This window comes from Modestobacter muralis (assembly GCF_010682105.1).
Taxonomy (GTDB): Bacteria; Actinomycetota; Actinomycetes; order Mycobacteriales; family Geodermatophilaceae; genus Modestobacter; species Modestobacter muralis.
Window position 1 is genome coordinate 1 of record NZ_JAAGWH010000002.1, and the last position, 17509, is coordinate 17509.

16 protein-coding genes and 1 pseudogene are annotated in these 17509 nt (G+C 74.2%); 10 read left to right on the forward strand and 7 right to left on the reverse strand.

Annotated features, from left to right (window positions below; translation table 11 throughout):
* From GCU67_RS00250 to dapF, 3 genes and pseudogenes are all read left to right on the forward strand, one after another.
* Window positions 1-245, forward strand: a pseudogene (locus GCU67_RS00250) (hypothetical protein); the annotation flags it as partial.
* Window positions 242-1189, forward strand: coding sequence for a tRNA (adenosine(37)-N6)-dimethylallyltransferase MiaA (gene miaA / locus GCU67_RS00255; protein ID WP_338104675.1), 948 nt, complete (start codon window positions 242-244; stop codon window positions 1187-1189). The pseudogene GCU67_RS00250 and the gene miaA, both read left to right, overlap by 4 nt.
* A complete protein-coding gene (gene dapF / locus GCU67_RS00260) occupies window positions 1186-2082 on the forward strand; it encodes a diaminopimelate epimerase (RefSeq protein ID WP_163608932.1) in 897 nt (298 codons plus the stop codon). The genes miaA and dapF overlap by 4 nt, the downstream gene beginning before the upstream one ends.
* 63 nt (window positions 2083-2145) lie before the next feature.
* Here the strand turns inward: dapF and GCU67_RS00265 are convergent, their stop codons facing one another.
* Window positions 2146-2334 (reverse strand): hypothetical protein, encoded by a 189-nt coding sequence (locus tag GCU67_RS00265; protein ID WP_163608933.1) that lies wholly within the window; start codon window positions 2332-2334, stop codon window positions 2146-2148.
* A gap of 36 nt (window positions 2335-2370) precedes the next feature.
* Complete coding sequence (locus tag GCU67_RS00270; RefSeq protein ID WP_163608934.1) at window positions 2371-3645, reverse strand: MFS transporter; 1275 nt, start codon at window positions 3643-3645, stop codon at window positions 2371-2373.
* Window positions 3646-3714: 69 nt separating this feature from the next.
* Here GCU67_RS00270 and GCU67_RS00275 point away from each other — a divergent pair, with 69 nt between their 5' ends.
* The 4 genes from GCU67_RS00275 (at window position 3715) to GCU67_RS00290 (ending at window position 7672) form a co-directional block, all read left to right on the forward strand.
* Entirely contained in the window at window positions 3715-4236 is a 522-nt protein-coding gene (locus tag GCU67_RS00275; RefSeq protein WP_163608935.1) for a helix-turn-helix domain-containing protein, read from the forward strand.
* 69 nt (window positions 4237-4305) lie between these two features.
* Window positions 4306-5793 (forward strand): GTPase HflX, encoded by a 1488-nt coding sequence (gene hflX, locus GCU67_RS00280; protein WP_163608936.1) that lies wholly within the window; start codon window positions 4306-4308, stop codon window positions 5791-5793.
* 105 nt (window positions 5794-5898) lie between these two features.
* Entirely contained in the window at window positions 5899-6627 is a 729-nt protein-coding gene (locus GCU67_RS00285) for a phosphatase PAP2 family protein (RefSeq protein WP_338104676.1), read from the forward strand.
* Complete coding sequence (locus tag GCU67_RS00290; RefSeq protein WP_338104677.1) at window positions 6599-7672, forward strand: flagellar basal-body rod protein FlgG; 1074 nt, start codon at window positions 6599-6601, stop codon at window positions 7670-7672. The genes GCU67_RS00285 and GCU67_RS00290 overlap by 29 nt, the downstream gene beginning before the upstream one ends.
* An 89-nt stretch (window positions 7673-7761) precedes the next feature.
* Here the strand turns inward: GCU67_RS00290 and lexA are convergent, their stop codons facing one another.
* The gene (lexA, locus tag GCU67_RS00295) at window positions 7762-8622 is read right to left on the reverse strand and encodes a transcriptional repressor LexA (RefSeq protein WP_338104678.1); all 861 of its coding nucleotides are present in this window, start codon (window positions 8620-8622) and stop codon (window positions 7762-7764) included.
* A gap of 269 nt (window positions 8623-8891) precedes the next feature.
* Between lexA and GCU67_RS21225 the strand changes: the two genes are divergently transcribed.
* The 3 genes from GCU67_RS21225 (at window position 8892) to GCU67_RS00310 (ending at window position 13300) form a co-directional block, all read left to right on the forward strand.
* Window positions 8892-9479, forward strand: coding sequence for a LysM peptidoglycan-binding domain-containing protein (locus GCU67_RS21225; RefSeq protein WP_211660513.1), 588 nt, complete (start codon window positions 8892-8894; stop codon window positions 9477-9479).
* Between the two features lie 266 nt (window positions 9480-9745).
* Entirely contained in the window at window positions 9746-10246 is a 501-nt protein-coding gene (gene nrdR, locus GCU67_RS00305; protein ID WP_163608937.1) for a transcriptional regulator NrdR, read from the forward strand.
* A 144-nt stretch (window positions 10247-10390) separates the two neighbouring features.
* Window positions 10391-13300 carry a vitamin B12-dependent ribonucleotide reductase gene (locus GCU67_RS00310; protein WP_163608938.1) on the forward strand — a complete coding sequence of 970 codons (2910 nt, stop codon included), beginning with the start codon at window positions 10391-10393 and terminating at the stop codon, window positions 13298-13300.
* Between the two features lie 203 nt (window positions 13301-13503).
* On the opposite strand, the gene GCU67_RS00315 is transcribed toward GCU67_RS00310, so the two are convergent.
* The 4 genes from GCU67_RS00315 to GCU67_RS00330 form a co-directional block, all read right to left on the reverse strand.
* Entirely contained in the window at window positions 13504-14394 is an 891-nt protein-coding gene (locus tag GCU67_RS00315) for a metallophosphoesterase (RefSeq protein WP_211660514.1), read from the reverse strand.
* Window positions 14395-14531: 137 nt separating this feature from the next.
* Window positions 14532-15161, reverse strand: coding sequence for an LUD domain-containing protein (locus tag GCU67_RS00320; protein WP_163608939.1), 630 nt, complete (start codon window positions 15159-15161; stop codon window positions 14532-14534).
* A 73-nt stretch (window positions 15162-15234) separates the two neighbouring features.
* Window positions 15235-16704: a LutB/LldF family L-lactate oxidation iron-sulfur protein gene (locus GCU67_RS00325; protein ID WP_163608940.1), complete on the reverse strand. Its 1470-nt coding sequence runs from the start codon at window positions 16702-16704 to the stop codon at window positions 15235-15237.
* Window positions 16701-17501 carry a (Fe-S)-binding protein gene (locus tag GCU67_RS00330; RefSeq protein WP_163608941.1) on the reverse strand — a complete coding sequence of 267 codons (801 nt, stop codon included), beginning with the start codon at window positions 17499-17501 and terminating at the stop codon, window positions 16701-16703. The genes GCU67_RS00325 and GCU67_RS00330 overlap by 4 nt, the downstream gene beginning before the upstream one ends.
* Between the last annotated feature and the right edge of the window lie 8 nt (window positions 17502-17509).

The window sequence follows — 17509 nt, forward strand, 5'->3', positions numbered from 1 at the left end:
CGGGCGCCCTCGACCCGGACGCCGGGCCCTTCGACGCCGCGGTCGCCGCCGCCCTGGCCGCCGGCGACCCGGCTGCGCTCGCCGGCCTGGACCCGGTCGCGGGGGAGCGGCTGCTGGCCGCCGGCGTCCCCGTGTGGCGGTCGGTCGGGGCGGCGCTGGCCGGGCGGACCTTCTCCGCCGAGGTCGGCTACGACGACGCACCGTTCGGGGTCGGGTACCTGGTCGCCACCTGGACGCCGCGGTGAGCGGGCCGCCGTCGGGCGGGGCAGCCGCCGGGCCGCCGGTCGTCGCGGTCGTCGGCCCGACCGCCACCGGCAAGACCGCGCTGGCCGTCGCGCTGGCCCACCGGCTGGGCGGGGAGGTGGTCAACGCCGACTCGATGCAGCTCTACCGCGGCATGGACATCGGCACGGCCAAGCCCACCGTCGCCGAGCAGGACGGTGTGCCGCACCACCTGCTGGACCTGTGGCACGTGCGCGAGCCGGCCTCGGTCCTGGAGTACCGGCAGCGGGCCCGCGCGGGGGTCGACCGGCTGCGCGCCGCCGGCGTCGTCCCGCTGCTGGTCGGCGGCTCGGGTCTCTACGTCCGCGCCGTCCTCGACGAGCTGGACTTCCCCGGCACCGACGCCGCCGTCCGGTCCCGGCTGGGTGAGGAGCTGGCGGTGGAGGGTGCAGCGGCGATGCACGACCGGCTGGCCGCCCTCGACCCGGCGGCGGCCACGGCGATCATGCCCAGCGACGGACGGCGGGTGGTGCGGGCGCTGGAGGTCATCGAGCTCACGGGGCAGCCCTTCTCCGCGCGGCTGCCGGAACCGCGGGCGCACTACCCGGCGGTCACCGTCGGCCTGGACCGGGAGACCGCCGAGCTCGACGACCGGCTGGCCCGGCGGGTCGACGCGATGTGGGCCGCCGGGTTCGTCGCCGAGGTCGAGCAGCTGTCCGCCGAGGGGCTGCGCGAGGGGCCGACGGCGTCCCGGGCGCTGGGCTACGCGCAGGTCCTGCAGCAGTTCGACGGGCTGCTCACCGCGGCCGAGGCGGTCGAGCGCACGGTGGTCACCACCCGCCGGTTCGTCCGCCGGCAGCGGTCCTGGTTCCGCCGGGACACCTCCACCAGCTGGTTCGACGCCGCCCGCCCCGACCTGGTCGACGCGGTGGAGGCGCTGGTCGGCGCCCGTACGATCGGGGCGTGATCGACAGCGACCCGCGGGTGCTCCTGGGCCACGGCACGGAGAACGACTTCGTCGTCCTGCCCGACCCCGACGGCATCGTGTGGCCGGAGCAGCGGCTGGACGGCGCGCTGGTCCGCCGGCTCTGCGACCGGCGCGCGGGCCTGGGCGGGGACGGCGTCCTCCGGGTCGTCCGCAGCGCGCACGTGCCCGACGCCCCGGCCGTCCTCGGTGCGGCGCTGGGCGACTGCGAGTGGTTCATGGACCACCGCAACGCCGACGGCTCGCACGCCGAGATGTGCGGCAACGGGATCCGGCTGTACCTGCACGTGCTGCTCACCGAGGGGCTGCTGGACCGCGCGGCCGCCGAGGCCGGGGTGCTGGTCGGCACCCGCGGCGGACCCCGCCGGGTCGGTGCCCGCCCCGACGGCGGCTACTGGGTCGACATGGGCCCCGCTGTCCCGCTGGGCCGCGGCGATGCCTGGATCGCGGGGGTCACGTACCCGGGGCTGGGCGTCTCGATGGGCAACCCGCACCTGGTCTGCCTGACCGACGTCGAGGTCGACACCCTCGACCTCACCGCGCTGCCCGGTGTCGACCCGGCGATGTTCCCCGACGGGGTCAACGTCGAGATGGTCAACGTGCTCGCCGCCGAGGACGCCCCCGGCGGCGCCGAGGCCCACGTCCGGCTGCGGGTCCACGAGCGCGGGGTGGGCGAGACCCGGTCCTGCGGGACCGGCGCCTGTGCCGCGGCCTACGCGACGCTCGAGGCCGGCGGCCGGACCGCCGGGACCGTCGTGGTCGACGTCCCGGGCGGCCGGCTCACCGTCGCCTTCGACGGGACGACGACGGTGCTCTCCGGCCCCGCCGTCGTCGTCGCCACCGGCGTGCTCACCGAGGAGTGGCTCGCCGGCTGACCTGCGCAGGGCTGCGTCGTCCGGGCTCCGCAGCCCCGGGTCGTGCTGTCCGCGTTGCGCGGCTCAGGGCTGTGCTGCGCCGCCCGCGGCCGCGTCGTTGTCGCCGGGGGCGTCGCCGTCGTCACCGCGCGGGGTGCCGCGGCCGGTGTCCTGGTCCGCGCCACCGAGCGGGTTGCGCGGCACCTCGAGCCCGACCGGGTCGCGGCCCGGGTCGTCGAGCTCGCCGTCGGAGTTGGTCGTGGGCTGGGTCATCGTCGTCCTCCCTGTGCTGGATGCGTCCTGCGCGACCTACCCGGCGCTGCCGGTGCCAACCGGTGCGGCGGTGACGTCGAGCTCGCGGGGCAGGTCGCGCATCGTCAGCAGCGGGCTGAGCAGCACGGGCAGGCACGCCACGAAGCCGCCCGCGGTGGCCGTCCACAGGGCGGGCAGGACGCCGAGCCACTCGCCGAGGACGCCGCCGAGCAGCCCGCCCACCGGCATGGTGCCGTAGACGATGAAGCGCACCGAGGCGTTCATCCTGCCCAGCAGCCCGGGCGGGCACAGCCGCTGCCGGAAGCTGACCTGGGTGACGTTGTAGACGACGGTGGACCAGCTGAGCATGAACCAGCCGGTCGTCAGCAGCACCACCGGGGCGCCCACGGCGGCCAGCGGCACGAACGCCCCGGCGGCGGCGAAGGCGACCGCCGACAGCGGGATCGACCGGCCCTCACCGACCCGGCGGGCGAAGCGGGCGGCGGTGGCCGCGCCCAGCAGCCCCCCGACCGCGCCGAGGGAGAAGACCAGCCCGAGGGTCGCCTCGGACAGCCCCAGCGAGCGGATCACGTAGAGCACGAGCAGGGCGCTGGTCATCGCCCCGAACAGGTTGGCCGTGCCGGTGCAGGCCACGATGCGGCGCAGCAGCGGGTGCCGGACGACGAAGGACAAGCCCTCGGCGATCTCGGTGCGCAGTGGTCGCCGCGCCGCCCGGTCGGGGACCACGTCGGGCCGGAGGATGCGGCCGATGAACAGTGCCGAGAGCAGGAACGACACCGCGTCCACCGCGACGAGCAGGGGAGCACCCAACAGCCGCAGCAGCACGCCGGTGACCCCCGGTCCGGCGACGTGCGCCACCGCCCGGCTGGCCTCGAGCTTGCCGTTGCCGTCGACGAGCTGGTCGGGGTCGACCAGCGTGGGCAGGTAGCTCTGGTAGGCCACGTCGAAGAAGACCGTCGCGGTACCGGTGACCGCCGCGACCACGAAGAGCTGGCCCAGCGTCAGCAGGTCGGCCAGGTACGCCACGGGCAGCGTGACCAGCACGGCCGCGCGGACCAGGTCGGCGGTCACCAGCACCCGCTTGCGCCGCCAGCGGTCCACCCACGCGCCGGCGGGCAGGCCGATGAGCAGGAAGGCGGCGGTCTCCAGGGCGGTGAGCACGCCCATCTGCAGCGGCGTCGCGTCGAGCAGGGTGACCGCGATGACCGGCAGGGCCAGCATCGTCACCTGGGTCCCGACCTGGCTGACGGTCTCGGCGGCCCAGAGGTGGCGGAAGTCGCGGTGCCGCAGCAGGCTCCGGTCGGTGGTCACGAGGCGAGCCTGACCGGTGCGATTGGGAAGTGTCAATCGGATTCCGGCGCGTCGCCCTAGACTGGCGGCGTGAGCGGACCGGGACCCGCAGAGGACGAGCGCCGGCCGGCCAGCGACGCCGAGGCGCGGGCGCTGGCCTCCGCCGTCCGGCTGCGGATCCTGCGGCTGTGCCGGGACACCGCGCTGACCAACAAGGAGCTCGCCGCCCGGCTCGGCCGGAACCCGGCGACCGTGCTGCACCACGTGCGCACCCTGCGCGAGACCGGCTTCCTGGCCGCCGAGCCGGAGCGGCGCGGGCCGCGCGGGGCCCGCGAGGTGCCGTACCGGGCGACCGGCAAGAGCTGGCAGATGGACAACGCCGGTGGCCCGGGGCCGCGGCGCGACCCCGCGCTCGGCGCCTTCTTGGAGGAGGTCGCCGAGGTGGGGGAGCGGCGCCTGGAGAGCACCCGGCTGGCGCTCCGGCTGACCCCGGCGGAGAAGGCCGAGCTGGAGGAGCGGGTGCAGGGCCTGCTCGACGAGTTCGTCCGCCGGCCGGCCGATCCGGACGGGCAGAAGTGGTCCCTCTACCTCGGGATGCACCCGGAGTTCTGAGGTGTTGTACCGGGCACGATGCAGACAACTCGCTCGCCCCAGACGCAGGGGCATGCCACGCTGGAGACGATGACGACACCGCAGAACCGCGCGATCCTCGAGGACGCCGAGGTCCGGGCAGACAAGGCCGCCCGGTCGCGCGACACGACCACACCCACCCAGTGGGACCTCCCCGGTGAGACCCCCGGGTCCTACGCCCTGGAGGAGCGCAGCGCGCTCCGTCGCGTGGGCGGGCTGTCCACCGAGCTCGCCGACGTCACCGAGGTCGAGTACCGGCAGCTGCGCCTGGAGCGCGTCGTGCTGGTCGGCGTCTGGACCGAGGGGACGGCCGTCGACGCCCAGCGCTCGCTGGCCGAGCTCGCCGCCCTGGCCGAGACCGCGGGCTCCGAGGTGCTCGAGGCGTTCGTGCAGCGCCGCGACAAGCCCGACGCCGCCACCTACGTGGGTTCGGGCAAGGCCAACGAGATCCGCGACATCGTCGCCGCGACCGGCGCCGACACCGTGATCTGCGACGGTGAGCTGACCCCCGGCCAGCTGAACCAGCTGGAGAAGGTGCTCAAGGTCAAGGTGGTCGACCGGACCGCGCTGATCCTGGACATCTTCGCCCAGCACGCCACCAGCCGGGAGGGCAAGGCCCAGGTCGAGCTCGCCCAGATGCAGTACATGCTGCCGCGCCTGCGTGGTTGGGGTGAGTCGCTGAGCCGGCAGGCCGGTGGCCGTGTCGCCGGCGGTGGCGGCATCGGTACCCGTGGACCGGGTGAGACCAAGATCGAGACCGACCGTCGGCGCATCCGGTCACGGGTGAGCAAGCTGCGCCGCGAGATCGCCGGCATGGCGACCGCCCGTACGACGCAGCGCAACTCCCGCGACCGCAACGCGACGCCGAGCGTGGCGATCGCCGGCTACACCAACGCCGGCAAGTCCAGCCTGCTCAACCAGCTCACCGACGCCGGTGTGCTGGTGCAGGACGCGCTGTTCGCCACCCTGGACCCGACGGTCCGGCGGGCGGAGACGGTCGACGGCCGGGAGTACACGCTCACCGACACCGTCGGCTTCGTGCGGCACCTGCCGCACCAGCTCGTCGACGCCTTCCGGTCGACCCTGGAGGAGGTCGCGGCCAGCGACCTGCTGCTGCACATCGTCGACGGGTCCGACCCCGACCCGCTGGGCCAGATCAATGCGGTGCACGTCGTCCTCAACGACATCGACGCCTCCTCGGTCCCCGAGCTGATCGTGGTCAACAAGGTGGACGCGATGAGCGAGGAGGACGTGCTCCTGCTCCGCCAGGCGCTGCCGGGCGCGGTCTGGATCTCGGCTCGCACCGGCGAGGGCATCGAGGCGCTCCGCGACGTCATCGCCGCGCGGCTCCCGCACCCCGCCGTCCACGTCGAGGTGCTCGTGCCCTACGACCGGGGCGACCTGGTCGCCCGGGTGCACCGCGACGGCGAGGTGCTCGAGGAGACCCACGAGCCCGAGGGCACCCGGCTGGTCGCCCAGGTCGACGCGGGCCTCGCGTCCCTCCTGGAGCCGTTCCCCGCGCCCGTTCCCGAGAGCTGACGCAGGACCCGCTGCCCTCGCAGCGGACCGACAGGGCCGTGCCGCACCCCGGCGCGGCCCTGTCGCACGTCCGGGAGAGCCGGCCCGGCCCGGTACGGTGACCCGGTGGCCAGGGGCGGAGCGCTGCGGCCGGCGACCGCGCCGCAGGACGTCGCCGCGCCGGTGACCAGCACCGGTCGGCCGCCCTGGTGGCTGCTGGCCCTCTCCGCCGTGGTCACCCTGGCCGTGACCGTCGACCTGCTCACCGGTGGCGTGCTGGAGGCGCTGGACCTGCGGGTGTCCGCCGTCGTCGACGCCTGGGACCTGCGCGACTCCGCCCTCCACTGGCCGGTCTGGGTCCTCACCCAGGCCGGGGGCCGGGGCACGGTGCTGATCGTGCTGGCCGGGCTCGTGGCCTGGACGGCGGTCCGGCGGCGCAGCTACGTCCCCGCGCTGCGGATCCTCCTGGCCCTGGTCCTGCTCACCGCCGTGGTCTACGCCTTCAAGTGGGGCACCGGGCGCACCGCGCCGGAGTACCCGGGCTCGTTCTTCCACCGTGGGGGCGGCAGCTACCCCTCCGGGCACGTGGCCAACGCCGTGCTGATGTGGGGGGTGGCCCGCTGGCAGGCCGTGGAGTTCGGGCTGCCCGCCCGCGCCCAGCGTGCCTTCTGGGCACTCGCCGTCCTGGGGCCGTTCGTCACGGGTGCTGCGATGGTCGCGCTGAACTTCCACTGGGTCACCGACGTGGTGGTCGGGCTGGCCGTCGGCGTGCTGCTCTTGGGCGTGGTTCATGCACTCGACGCGCTGCCGGTGTCACGCTGGGCGCGTGCCAGAGCGGGCCGACAGCAGGGTTGACCGCGCCCGCCGCCACCACCGGGTGGCCGGTGCGGCGCTGAGCGCACCCCTGGTCGTGCTGGCCGTGCTCCTGTCGGCGTCCCCGGCGACCGCGGCCGACGCCTACGGTGCGCCCGCCACGCGGTGCGAGATCACCGACGAGCGGCTGCCGGAGCTCTCCGGGCTCGTCGGCATCGGGGACGGCGTGCTGGCGATGAACGACGGCGGCGACCAGGCCGAGGTCTTCGCGCTGGACGGCGCGTGCGCGGTCGGTGAGGTGCGGACCGCGGCGGTCGACCCCTACGACCCCGAGGACCTGGCGCTCGGCCCTGACGGCACCGTGTGGCTGGCCGACATCGGGGACAACGAGCAGGACCGGGAGACGGTCGCGCTGATCGGGTTCCGCCCCGACGGCAGCAGCACGCTCACCCGGCTGACCTACCCCGACGGCCCGCACGACGCCGAGGCGGTCCTGATGGCCCCGGACGGCACGCCGTACCTGGTGACCAAGGAGGTGCTCGGCGCGAGCTCGGTGTACCGGCCGGACGAGCCGCTCGCCGACGGCGTGACGCTGCCGATGACCCGGGTCCTGGGCATGGGGTTCACCCTCACCGGCACCCCCGGTGGCCCGGTCGGCCGCGCCGGACAGCTGCTGGTCACCGGGGGAGCGGTCTCCCGCGACGGGCAGCGCGTGGCCCTGCGCACCTACACCGACGCCTACGTGTGGCCGCTGACCGACTCCGACGTGGCCGGTGCGCTGAGCGGGCCGCCGGTGCGGGTCCCGCTGCCGGACTCACCGCAGGGTGAGGCGATCGCGTTCGCCGGCAACGACCGCGACCTGCTCGTCAGCAGTGAGGGGCTGCCGGCCGCGCTCACGCTCGTGCCGGTCGCCGACCTCGCCCCGGCGCCGGCTGCGGACGCCCCGGACGGCGACGACGGCGCCGCCGCCGCCGCGACGGACCTGTCCGGCGGCGTCAACCCGGTCACCGCGGGACTGGTCGCAGCCGGGGTGGCCACCGTGCTGGTCTGGGTCGGCGGGCGGCTCCGCCGCCGTCGCGAGGGATGACGAAGGCCCCCGGCGCGCTGCGCGCGCCAGGGGCCTGGGAGTCATGACGGGACCCGCCGCTCCCGGTGGGGGAGCGGCCGGTCGGGTCGTCAGACGCGCCGCAGGACGGTGACGACCCGGCCCAGGACCGTCGCGTCGTCACCCGGGATGGGCTCGTACGCGGGGTTGTGCGGCATCAGCCAGACGTGCCCGTCGCGGCGCTTGTAGGTCTTGACCGTCGCCTCGCCGTCGATCATCGCGGCCACGATCTCGCCGTTCTCCGCGGTCGGCTGCTGCCGGACGACGACCCAGTCGCCGTCGCAGATGGCCGCCTCGACCATCGAGTCACCGGCGACCTTGAGCATGAACAGCGTGCCCTCGCCGACCAGCTCGCGGGGGAGCGGGAACACGTCCTCGACCGCCTGCTCGGCCAGCACGGGGCCACCGGCGGCGATCCGGCCGACGAGCGGCACGTACGTCGGGCGCGGCGTGCTGGCCTCGTCGACGGCGCCGGCGGCGGCGGACGCGGTCGGCTCACCCGGCGACTCGGTCATCACGGTCGTCTCGCCGGGCATCCGGACGTCGAGGGCGCGCGGGCGGTTGGGGTCGCGCCGCAGCCAGCCCTTCCGCTGCAGCACCGACAGCTGGTGGGCCACCGAGGAGGCCGACGACAGGCCGACGGCCTCGCCGATCTCGCGCACCGACGGCGGGTAGCCGCGGCGGTCGATCGAGTCGCGGATGACCTCGAGCACCCGGCGCTGGCGCTGGGTGAGGCCGTCGCCGGCCTCCCCGCGCTCGGGGAACTCGCGGACGGCGGCGACCGTCCCGCTCCCCGTCGTGGCGTCGGTCCCGGGGGTCTCGGCCGTGCCGCGGGCTCGCCGCGTGGGGCCGGTCCCGCCTGCCGTGGGGCCGTCGGCCGCCATGGTGTCCTCCTCGTCCGGCTGCCGGGGCAGCAGTTCCCAGTCGCTCACACCCGGCACGGGGGCCGGGGAGAGCGGTCCGGTCAGCGATCTCGGTAGCACGGTAGCGGGTTACACCGGTGTTGTTCAAACACCTGTTCGAACGAGTCGCGCGTCCGGGTCTGGACTTGTCGGTGGGATGCGGTAGACATTCGCACAGACGTTCGAATCGAACAGGCGTTCGAGGCGGCCCGGCACCCGGTGCCACTGCCTCGGGGGGACCGCCTGGGCCGGCCGGGCGTCCGACGACGACCCACCGCCAGACCTCCAGGAGCCCCCCGATGGTCAGCCCACAGCTCGACGCCCCCGCCACGTCCGCGGCACCCCTGACCCTGGTGCCGCGCGTGCGGCGGCCGGCCGCGTCCCCCACCCGCCCGGCCGCCGCGTGCGGTCAGGGCGTCCCCGGCCGGGGGGCGCAGCAGGTCGGCCAGGTCCCCGCGCGGCGCGACGCGGCCCGCCCCGGGGCCCGGCCGGCCCGTCTCGACGGTGCGGCCGCACGGTCGGTCCGCGGGGTGTGCGCCGGTGAGGCCCGCCCCGTGGTGCGCGTGCGCCGCCAGCCGGTCGAGGCGCACCCGCCGGCCCCGCTGCAGCTCACCGCGCGCGGCCGCCGGGTGGTGGCCGGCCTGTCGATCGCGATCGGCCTGTCGATCGCCGCAGGCACCGTCGTGACCGTGGAGCTGAACCGGGGGAGCGGCCTGCAGCTGGCCGGCTCGGACACCGTCGTCGTGCGGTCGGGGGACACCTTGTGGTCCATCGCCGGCGACGTCGCCCCCGACCAGGACCGGCGGGCCGTGGTCGACGCGATCGTGGAGCTCAACGGGCTCGACAGCGTCGACCTGCTGCCCGGTGCGGAGCTCCAGCTGCCCTGAGCCGGCGGGTTCCCGGGCGTGGCGCGGGAAAGTGCCTGGTACGGGCGGGGCCGGTGCGACGGAGGAAGACGCGCCGGGGCCCGGGGGTTGTACGGGTAGTGGTGCGGGGCTAACCTCACCCCAACATCTTGTGTGACAGAGATGTTGTTCTTCTCCACAGGCACGTCCCCAGGTCAGCCCCAGGACATCCACCGGATGTCCCCCGGGCGGTCCACAGGAGGTGCTCCACGGTCGCTCCGGCGGCCCGCCGATCGAGGAGGTGCCCGGTGCGCTGTCCGTTCTGCCACAGCCCTGACAGCCGGGTCGTCGACTCGCGGGAGACCGACGAGGGCGCCAGCACGCGCCGCCGCCGGTCGTGCCCGGTGTGCGGTCGCCGCTTCACGACCGTGGAGGAGCCGGTGCTCGCCGTCGTCAAGCGCAGCGGCGTCAGCGAGCCCTTCGACCGGAACAAGGTCATCGCCGGGGTGCGCCGGGCGTGCCAGGGGCGCCCGGTCGACGAGGGGCAGCTCGCCGTCCTCGCCGCCAAGGTCGAGGACGCCGTGCGCGCCACCGGGGCCGCCGAGGTCCCCAGCAACGAGGTCGGCCTGGCCATCCTCGGGCCGCTGCGCTACCTCGACGAGGTCGCCTACCTCCGGTTCGCCAGCGTCTACCGGTCGTTCTCCTCGGCGGCGGACTTCGAGAAGGAGATCGCCGAGCTCAAGCGGCTCCGGCCAGAGGTCGCCGACAACGGCCCGCCCGGCGTCGTCGCCGGGTCGCCGGCCGGCTGACCTCTCGCCCCGGCCCCCACGCCCGCGCGCCACGCACCGCCCGTCGTCCGGGCCTCCCGCACCGCGGGACACACACCACAGGCTCCCGGCAACCGCCGGCTCAGCAGCCATCCAGTTCAGCACGCCTCACCACGGGAGCACGCTTTGACCGAGACCGCCGACCGCCTCTCTCCCAGCCGGAACCGCCGCACCGCGGGCAAGACCCCCACCCGGGGGAAGGGCCTGAAGGTCAAGCGGGTCTTCACCACCGCTGGGGTGCACCCCTACGACGAGGTCGTGTGGGAGCGCCGCGACGTCGTCATGACCAACTGGCGGGACGGCTCGATCAACTTCGAGCAGCGCGGGGTCGAGTTCCCCTCCGAGTGGAGCATCAACGCCACCAACATCGTCACCACGAAGTACTTCCGTGGTGCTGTCGGCAGCCCGCAGCGCGAGACCAGCCTGCGCCAGCTCATCGACCGCGTCGTGCTGACCTACGGTGCGGCCGGCCGCGAGCACGGGTACTTCGCCACCGATGAGGACGCCGAGGTCTTCGAGCACGAGCTGACCTGGATGCTCATGCACCAGGTGTTCAGCTTCAACTCCCCGGTCTGGTTCAACGTCGGCACCGCCTCGCCGCAGCAGGTCAGCGCCTGCTTCATCCTGGCCGTCGACGACACGATGGACTCGATCCTCAACTGGTACCGCGAGGAGGGCCTGATCTTCAAGGGCGGCTCCGGTGCCGGCCTGAACCTCTCCCGCATCCGCTCCTCCAAGGAGCTGCTGTCCTCCGGTGGCACCGCGTCGGGCCCGGTCTCCTTCATGCGCGGCGCCGACGCCTCCGCCGGCACCATCAAGTCCGGTGGCGCGACCCGTCGCGCGGCGAAGATGGTCGTCCTCGACATCGACCACCCCGACATCGAGGAGTTCATCGAGACCAAGGCGCGCGAGGAGGACAAGATCCGCGCGCTGCGGGACGCCGGGTACGACATGGACCTCGGCGGCCGGGACATCACCAGCGTCCAGTACCAGAACGCCAACAACTCCGTCCGCGTCAACGACGAGTTCATGCGCGCGGTCGAGAGCGGCACCGAGTTCGGGCTGCGGGCCCGTGAGGACAACCGGGTCATCGAGACCGTCGACGCCCGTGAGCTGTTCGGCAAGGTCACCCAGGCCGCCTGGGAGTGCGCCGACCCGGGCATCCAGTACGACGACACGATCAACGACTGGCACACCAACCCCGAGACGGGGCGGATCAACGCCTCGAACCCGTGCTCGGAGTACATGAGCCTGGACAACAGCTCGTGCAACCTGGCGTCGCTGAACCTCATGAAGTTCCTCAAGGACGACGGCACCTTCGACTCCAAGAACTTCGTGAAGTCCGTCGAGCTGATCATCACCGCGATGGACATCTCGATCTGCTTCGCCGACTTCCCGACCGCCCCGATCGGTGAGACCACGCGGGCCTACCGCCAGCTGGGCATCGGCTACGCCAACCTCGGCGCGATGCTGATGGCCACCGGCCACGCCTACGACTCCCGCGGTGGCCAGTCGCTCGCCGCGGCGATCACGTCGCTGATGACCGGCACCGCCTACCGCCGCTCGGCCGAGCTGGCCGGCATCGTCGGTGCCTACGACGGCTTCGCCCGCAACGCCGACGCCCACACCCGGGTCATGCGCAAGCACGCCGCGGCCAACGACGCCATCCGCCCGGTCGGCGCGGACGACGCCGACGTGCTCAAGGTCGCCACGGCCCAGTGGCAGGAGGGTCTGGCCATCGGCGCGGAGAACGGCTGGCGCAACGCGCAGGCCTCCGTGCTGGCCCCCACCGGCACCATCGGCTTCATGATGGACTGCGACACGACCGGCATCGAGCCGGACTTCTCGCTGGTCAAGTTCAAGAAGCTCGTCGGCGGCGGCTCCATGCAGATCGTCAACCAGACGGTGCCGCGGGCGCTGACGAGCCTGGGCTACCAGGACGAGCAGGTCGAGGCGATCGTCGAGTACATCGCCGAGAACGGCCACGTCGTCGACGCCCCGAGCCTGCGCCCGGAGCACTACGCGGTCTTCGACTGCGCGATGGGCGAGCGCGCCATCTCCCCGATGGGCCACGTCCGCATGATGGCCGCGGTCCAGCCGTTCATCTCCGGCGCGATCAGCAAGACGGTCAACATGCCCGAGTCGGCCACGGTCGAAGAGGTCGCCGACATCTACTTCCAGGGCTGGAAGATGGGCATCAAGGCGCTGGCCATCTACCGCGACAACTGCAAGGTCGGCCAGCCGCTGTCCGGTGGCAAGGGCAAGAACGACGGCACCAAGGACGAGGTCGCCGTCGCCGAGGTCGCCCCAGCGGCCACCGCCCTGGCCCACCCGGTGCGCAAGCGCCTGCCGAAGAAGCGCACCAGCGTCACCACGTCCTTCAGCGTCGCCGGCGCCGAGGGCTACATGACCGCCGGCATGTACGAGGACGGCAGCCTCGGTGAGGTCTTCCTCAAGCTGGGCAAGCAGGGCTCGACCCTGGCCGGCGTGATGGACGCCTTCTCGATCGGGATCTCCCTGGCCCTGCAGCACGGTGTGCCGCTCGAGACCTACATCCAGAAGTTCACCAACATGCGCTTCGAGCCCGCCGGCATGACCGACGACCCGGACATCCGGATCGCCCAGTCGGTGATGGACTACATCTTCCGTCGCCTGGCGCTGGACCACCTGCCGGCCGAGACCCGCGCCGGCCTGGGGATCTTCTCCGCCGAGGAGCGGGCTGAGCAGGTCGCCGGCTCCTACGGCACCTCCGCGGCCACCTCCACGGTGACCGAGGACGACGTCGACCTGGAGGCCCTGCGGGGTTCCGCACCGACCGAGACCCACGCCGAGGCCCCGGCCAAGGCGGAGGCGCCGGTGGTGAAGGAGTCCCCGAAGAAGGCGATCAAGGAGGCCCACTCCTCGGCCGAGCTGCTCGAGCTGGTCACCGGCACCGCCACCGACGCGCCGCTGTGCATGACCTGCGGCACGAAGATGCGCCCCGCCGGCAGCTGCTACGTCTGCGAGGGCTGCGGCTCCACCAGCGGCTGCAGCTGACGTCGTCGGCTCGGCGCCCCCGTTGAGCCCGCCTCAGGTCCCCTGACCTCGGACCGGGAGCGGGCGGCGGGCGCTCCGTCCTGCGACACCCCGTCCTCCGGCCCGGCTCCCTGCTCGCAGGGTGCCCGGGCCGGAGGTCTGTCCGGGCCGATGCCGGCGGGCTGCCCGAGGTCGTCCGACCGAAGGTGGGGTCGTGACCGCAGTCAGGCGGTGACGGTCGCGTCGGGGAACAGCAGGGGTGCCCATCGATAGTGCGCGGTGCGGCCGAAGCCCGGGTCGATGCCGAGCAGCAGCCCGTCGGCGGCGGTGACCGCGACGTGGCGGTCGGCCTGCTGCACCTGGATCCGGTCCCGCAGCTCGGGGGCGCGCAGCACCGGCTCGCCGCGCTCCCACCCGAGGACGCTGGAGTGGCCGTGCACCTGGGTGAAGGGCATCTGCACGCCCAGCGCCTCGTCGGCCACCCACGACGCGGCCAGCTCCGCACCGGCCTCGGCCCACATCGGCCCGGCGGCGAGGTCCGGGGCGCCACCGCCGAGCATCGCGCCTGCCCGCCACAGCGCCGCCGGGTCCGTCTCGCGCAGCGCCTCCAGCGCAGCGGCGGCGTCGTCCGCGGTACGGGGACGGCCCAGGCGGTGGTGCAGCCCGGACGTCAGCCCGGCGTGCGTGACGAGCACCTGCTCCCCGTCGGCCAGGGTGACCGCGGCGGCGACGCGCATCCGGCCGGAGCTCCACCAGTCGCGCAGCGTGTCCTGCACCGCGACGGGCAGCACCTCGGGCCAGTCGAACGCCGGGGTGTCCACGTACTGGCCCTCGTGGTTGCCGGCCAGCTGGTGCCACTGCCCGGGCTGGTCGCTCAGCAGCCGGTCGACGAGCGCGATCACGCCGGGGGAGTCCGGACCGCGGTGCACCAGGTCACCGACCTGCACGACCTGCAGGTCGGGCGGCAGCCGGTACGTGCCCGGGTCGGCGCCCAGCCGGACCAGTGCCTGGGCCAGCTGCGCCCGGTGCCCGCCGACGTCCCCGATGACCGCGACCCGTCCCACGCCGTCCATGGTGACCGGCGCGGGGGAGTGGGCACCCGGTGGGGCGGCCACCGGCACCCTCGATCGTGAGCGCCTCACCCCCGCCGCACCCCGTGGCAGCCGGCAGGGAGCGGGCTCACGCCCGCTGCACCCCGTGGCAGCGGGCAGGTGGTGGTGTCGCGGCGGCCGGGGAGCCGCCGCGACACCGGTCAGCCGGCCAGCACCACGAACAGCTGCCTCGGGCCGTGCACGCCCTCGACCCGCTGCAGCTCGATGTCGCTGGTGGCCGACGGGCCGCTGATCATCGTCAGCGGCCGCACCGGGTCCAGCCGCGCGAGGCCCTCGGGCACCCCGGCCACCACCTGGTCGACGGTCACCACGCAGACCAGGCAGTCGGGCAGCAGCGACAGGGCCCGGCGCCCGCAGGCGGGGGAGCCGTCGAGCACCAGCGTGCCGGTCTCGGCGATCGCCACGGCCACTGCGGTGACGGCGGCGGCCCGGTCGGCCAGCTGCACCGCGGGACGGTCGTCGTCGACGTCGCAGCCGTCCGGTCGCCAGGCGGCGTCCAGGCCCGGGGCGACGACGACGTCGGCCGCTGCCCAGCCCTCGCCCAGGCCCCGGGTCAGCGCCGCGCGCACGGTGGCGCCGACCTCCTCGGGGCCGCAGCGCAGCACGTCGGCGCGGTAGTCCTCGACCCGGTCGACCAGCAGGGCCAGCAGCGCGGCGTCGGCCGGGGCGTTCCCGGCCTGCCGGTAGTCGCGGACCACCTCGGGCACCGGGGCGCGGGTCTCACCGAGCGCCGTCCGGATGCGGGCCAGCACCTCCTCGCGGGCGCTCACCGGGTGCTCCTCGCTGAGCTCGGGCTCTGCGCACCAGGGTGAGCAGAGCACGACCGTGTACAGGGGTGGGTGCTCACTGGCCGTGCTCCTCGGTCCACTGCTGCACGAACGTCCGCGTCGGCGGGGTGGGCAGGTCGCGGCTGCGGGTCCAGCCCGAGATCGGCGGCGGGAAGACGTTGGGCAGCGTGGGCTTCCCCCGCGCGATCAGCCGGCCCAGCCGGGCGCCGCGCTGGGCCAGGTGCCACAACCGGGGGTGCGACATGGCCTTCGCCAGCCCGCGGAAGGCGAGCGCCTCGGCGGTCGGGTGCTCCTGCGCCTCGACGTGCTCGGCACGCAGGTGCACCAGGATCGAGGGGATGTCGATCGCCACCGGGCAGACCTCGTAGCAGGCCCCGCAGAGCGAGGAGGCGTACGGCAGCGAGGCGTTGTCCTCCACCCCGGTGAGCTGCGGGGACAGGATCGCCCCGATCGGCCCGGGGTAGACCGAGCCGTAGGCGTGCCCGCCGGTGCGCTCGTACACCGGGCAGACGTTCAGGCACGCCGAGCAGCGGATGCAGTGCAGCGCCTCGCGGCCCACCTCGTCGGCCAGGACCGCCGTCCGGCCGTTGTCCAGCAGCACCAGGTGGAACTCCTGCGGACCGTCGCCGGGGGTCACCCCCGCCCAGGTCGAGGTGTAGGGGTTCATCCGCTCGCCGGTGGAGGAGCGGGGGAGCAGCTGCAGGAACACCTCGAGGTCGGTCCAGGTGGGCACCACCTTCTCGATGCCCATGACGGTGATCAGCGTGTCGGGGAGGGTCAGGCACATCCGCCCGTTGCCCTCGCTCTCCACCACCGAGAGCGTGCCGGTCTCGGCGACGGCGAAGTTGGCCCCGCTGACGGCGACCCGGGCGCGCAGGAACCGCTCCCGCAGGTGGGTGCGCGCGGCCATCGCCAGCTGCCGGGGGTCGTCGGTCAGCTCGGGGTCCACGCCGGGGATGGTGCGGGCGAAGATCTCCTTGATCTCGGCCCGGTTCTTGTGGATCGCCGGCACCAGGATGTGCGACGGCTTGTCCTCGCCCAGCTGCACGATCAGCTCGGCCAGATCGGTCTCGAACACGTCCAGGCCCACGGCCTCCAGCGCCTCGTTGAGGCCGATCTCCTGGGTGGCCATCGACTTCACCTTGACCACCTCGGTCGTCCCGGTGGCCTGCACCAGCGCGGTGACGATCGCGTTGGCCTCGTTCGCGTCGCGGGCCCAGTGCACGGTGCCCCCGCGGGCGGTCACCTGGCGCTCGAGCTCGACCAGGTGCTCGTCGAGCCGGGCCATCGTGGCGGCCTTGATGGCCTTGCCGGCGGCCCGCAGCTGCTCCCAGTCGGGCACCTCGGCGACCACCCCGGCCCGCTTGCCGCGGATGGTCGCCGTCGCGTGGCCGAGGTTGGCCCGCAGCTGCCCGTTGCGCAGCTCGTGTCGGGCGGCGTCCGGGAAGGACTCGGTGCCGCGCAGGTGGCCCACGCCCCGGGGCGCGGTCGGCAGGCCGGGCATGCCGAGGTGGACGGCGGTCATGCCGGCACCGAGGGGTGGGTGGTCTGGTGCGGCGTCACGGCGTCCGTCGGGGTGGTGGGGTGGGTGGACTGCTCCGTCGAGGCGAGGATCTCGGCCAGGTGGACGGTGCGGGTGCCGGCGCGGAGCCGGGACAGCCCGCCACCGATGTGCATCAGGCAGGACGCGTCGCCGGCGGTGCACACCTCGGCGTGCGTGGACAGCACGGCGGCCATCTTGTCGGTGAGCATCGCGGTGGAGGTGTCGGCGTTCTTCACCGCGAAGGTGCCGCCGAAGCCGCAGCACTGCTCGGCGCCGGGCAGCTCGACCAGTTCCAGTCCGCGCACCGCGCGCAGCAGCCGCTGCGGACGGTCGCCGACCTCCAGCAGCCGCAGCGAGTGGCAGGTCGGGTGGTAGGTGACCCGGTGCGGGTAGTACGCCCCGACGTCGGTCACGCCCAGCACGTCGACCAGGAACTGCGACAGCTCGTAGGTGCGACCGGCGAGCTCCTCGGCGGCCTGGGCGAGCGCCTCGTCACCGGCCCGCCGGGCCACCGCGGCCTGCTGGTGGTGGATCGAGGCCACGCACGAGCCGGACGGCGCGACGATCGCCTCGGCACCGGCGAAGGCGCGTACGTGGTTGGCCACGATGCCCAACGCCTCGCGCCGGTAGCCGGTGTTGACGTGCATCTGACCGCAGCAGGCCTGCGTCGGCGGGACGACGACGTCCTGCCCGAGCCGCTGCAGGAGCCGGCCGGTGGCCATCCCGACCGACGGCGTCATGGTGTCCACCAGGCAGGTGGCGAAGAGCGAGACCTTCATGGCGCCTC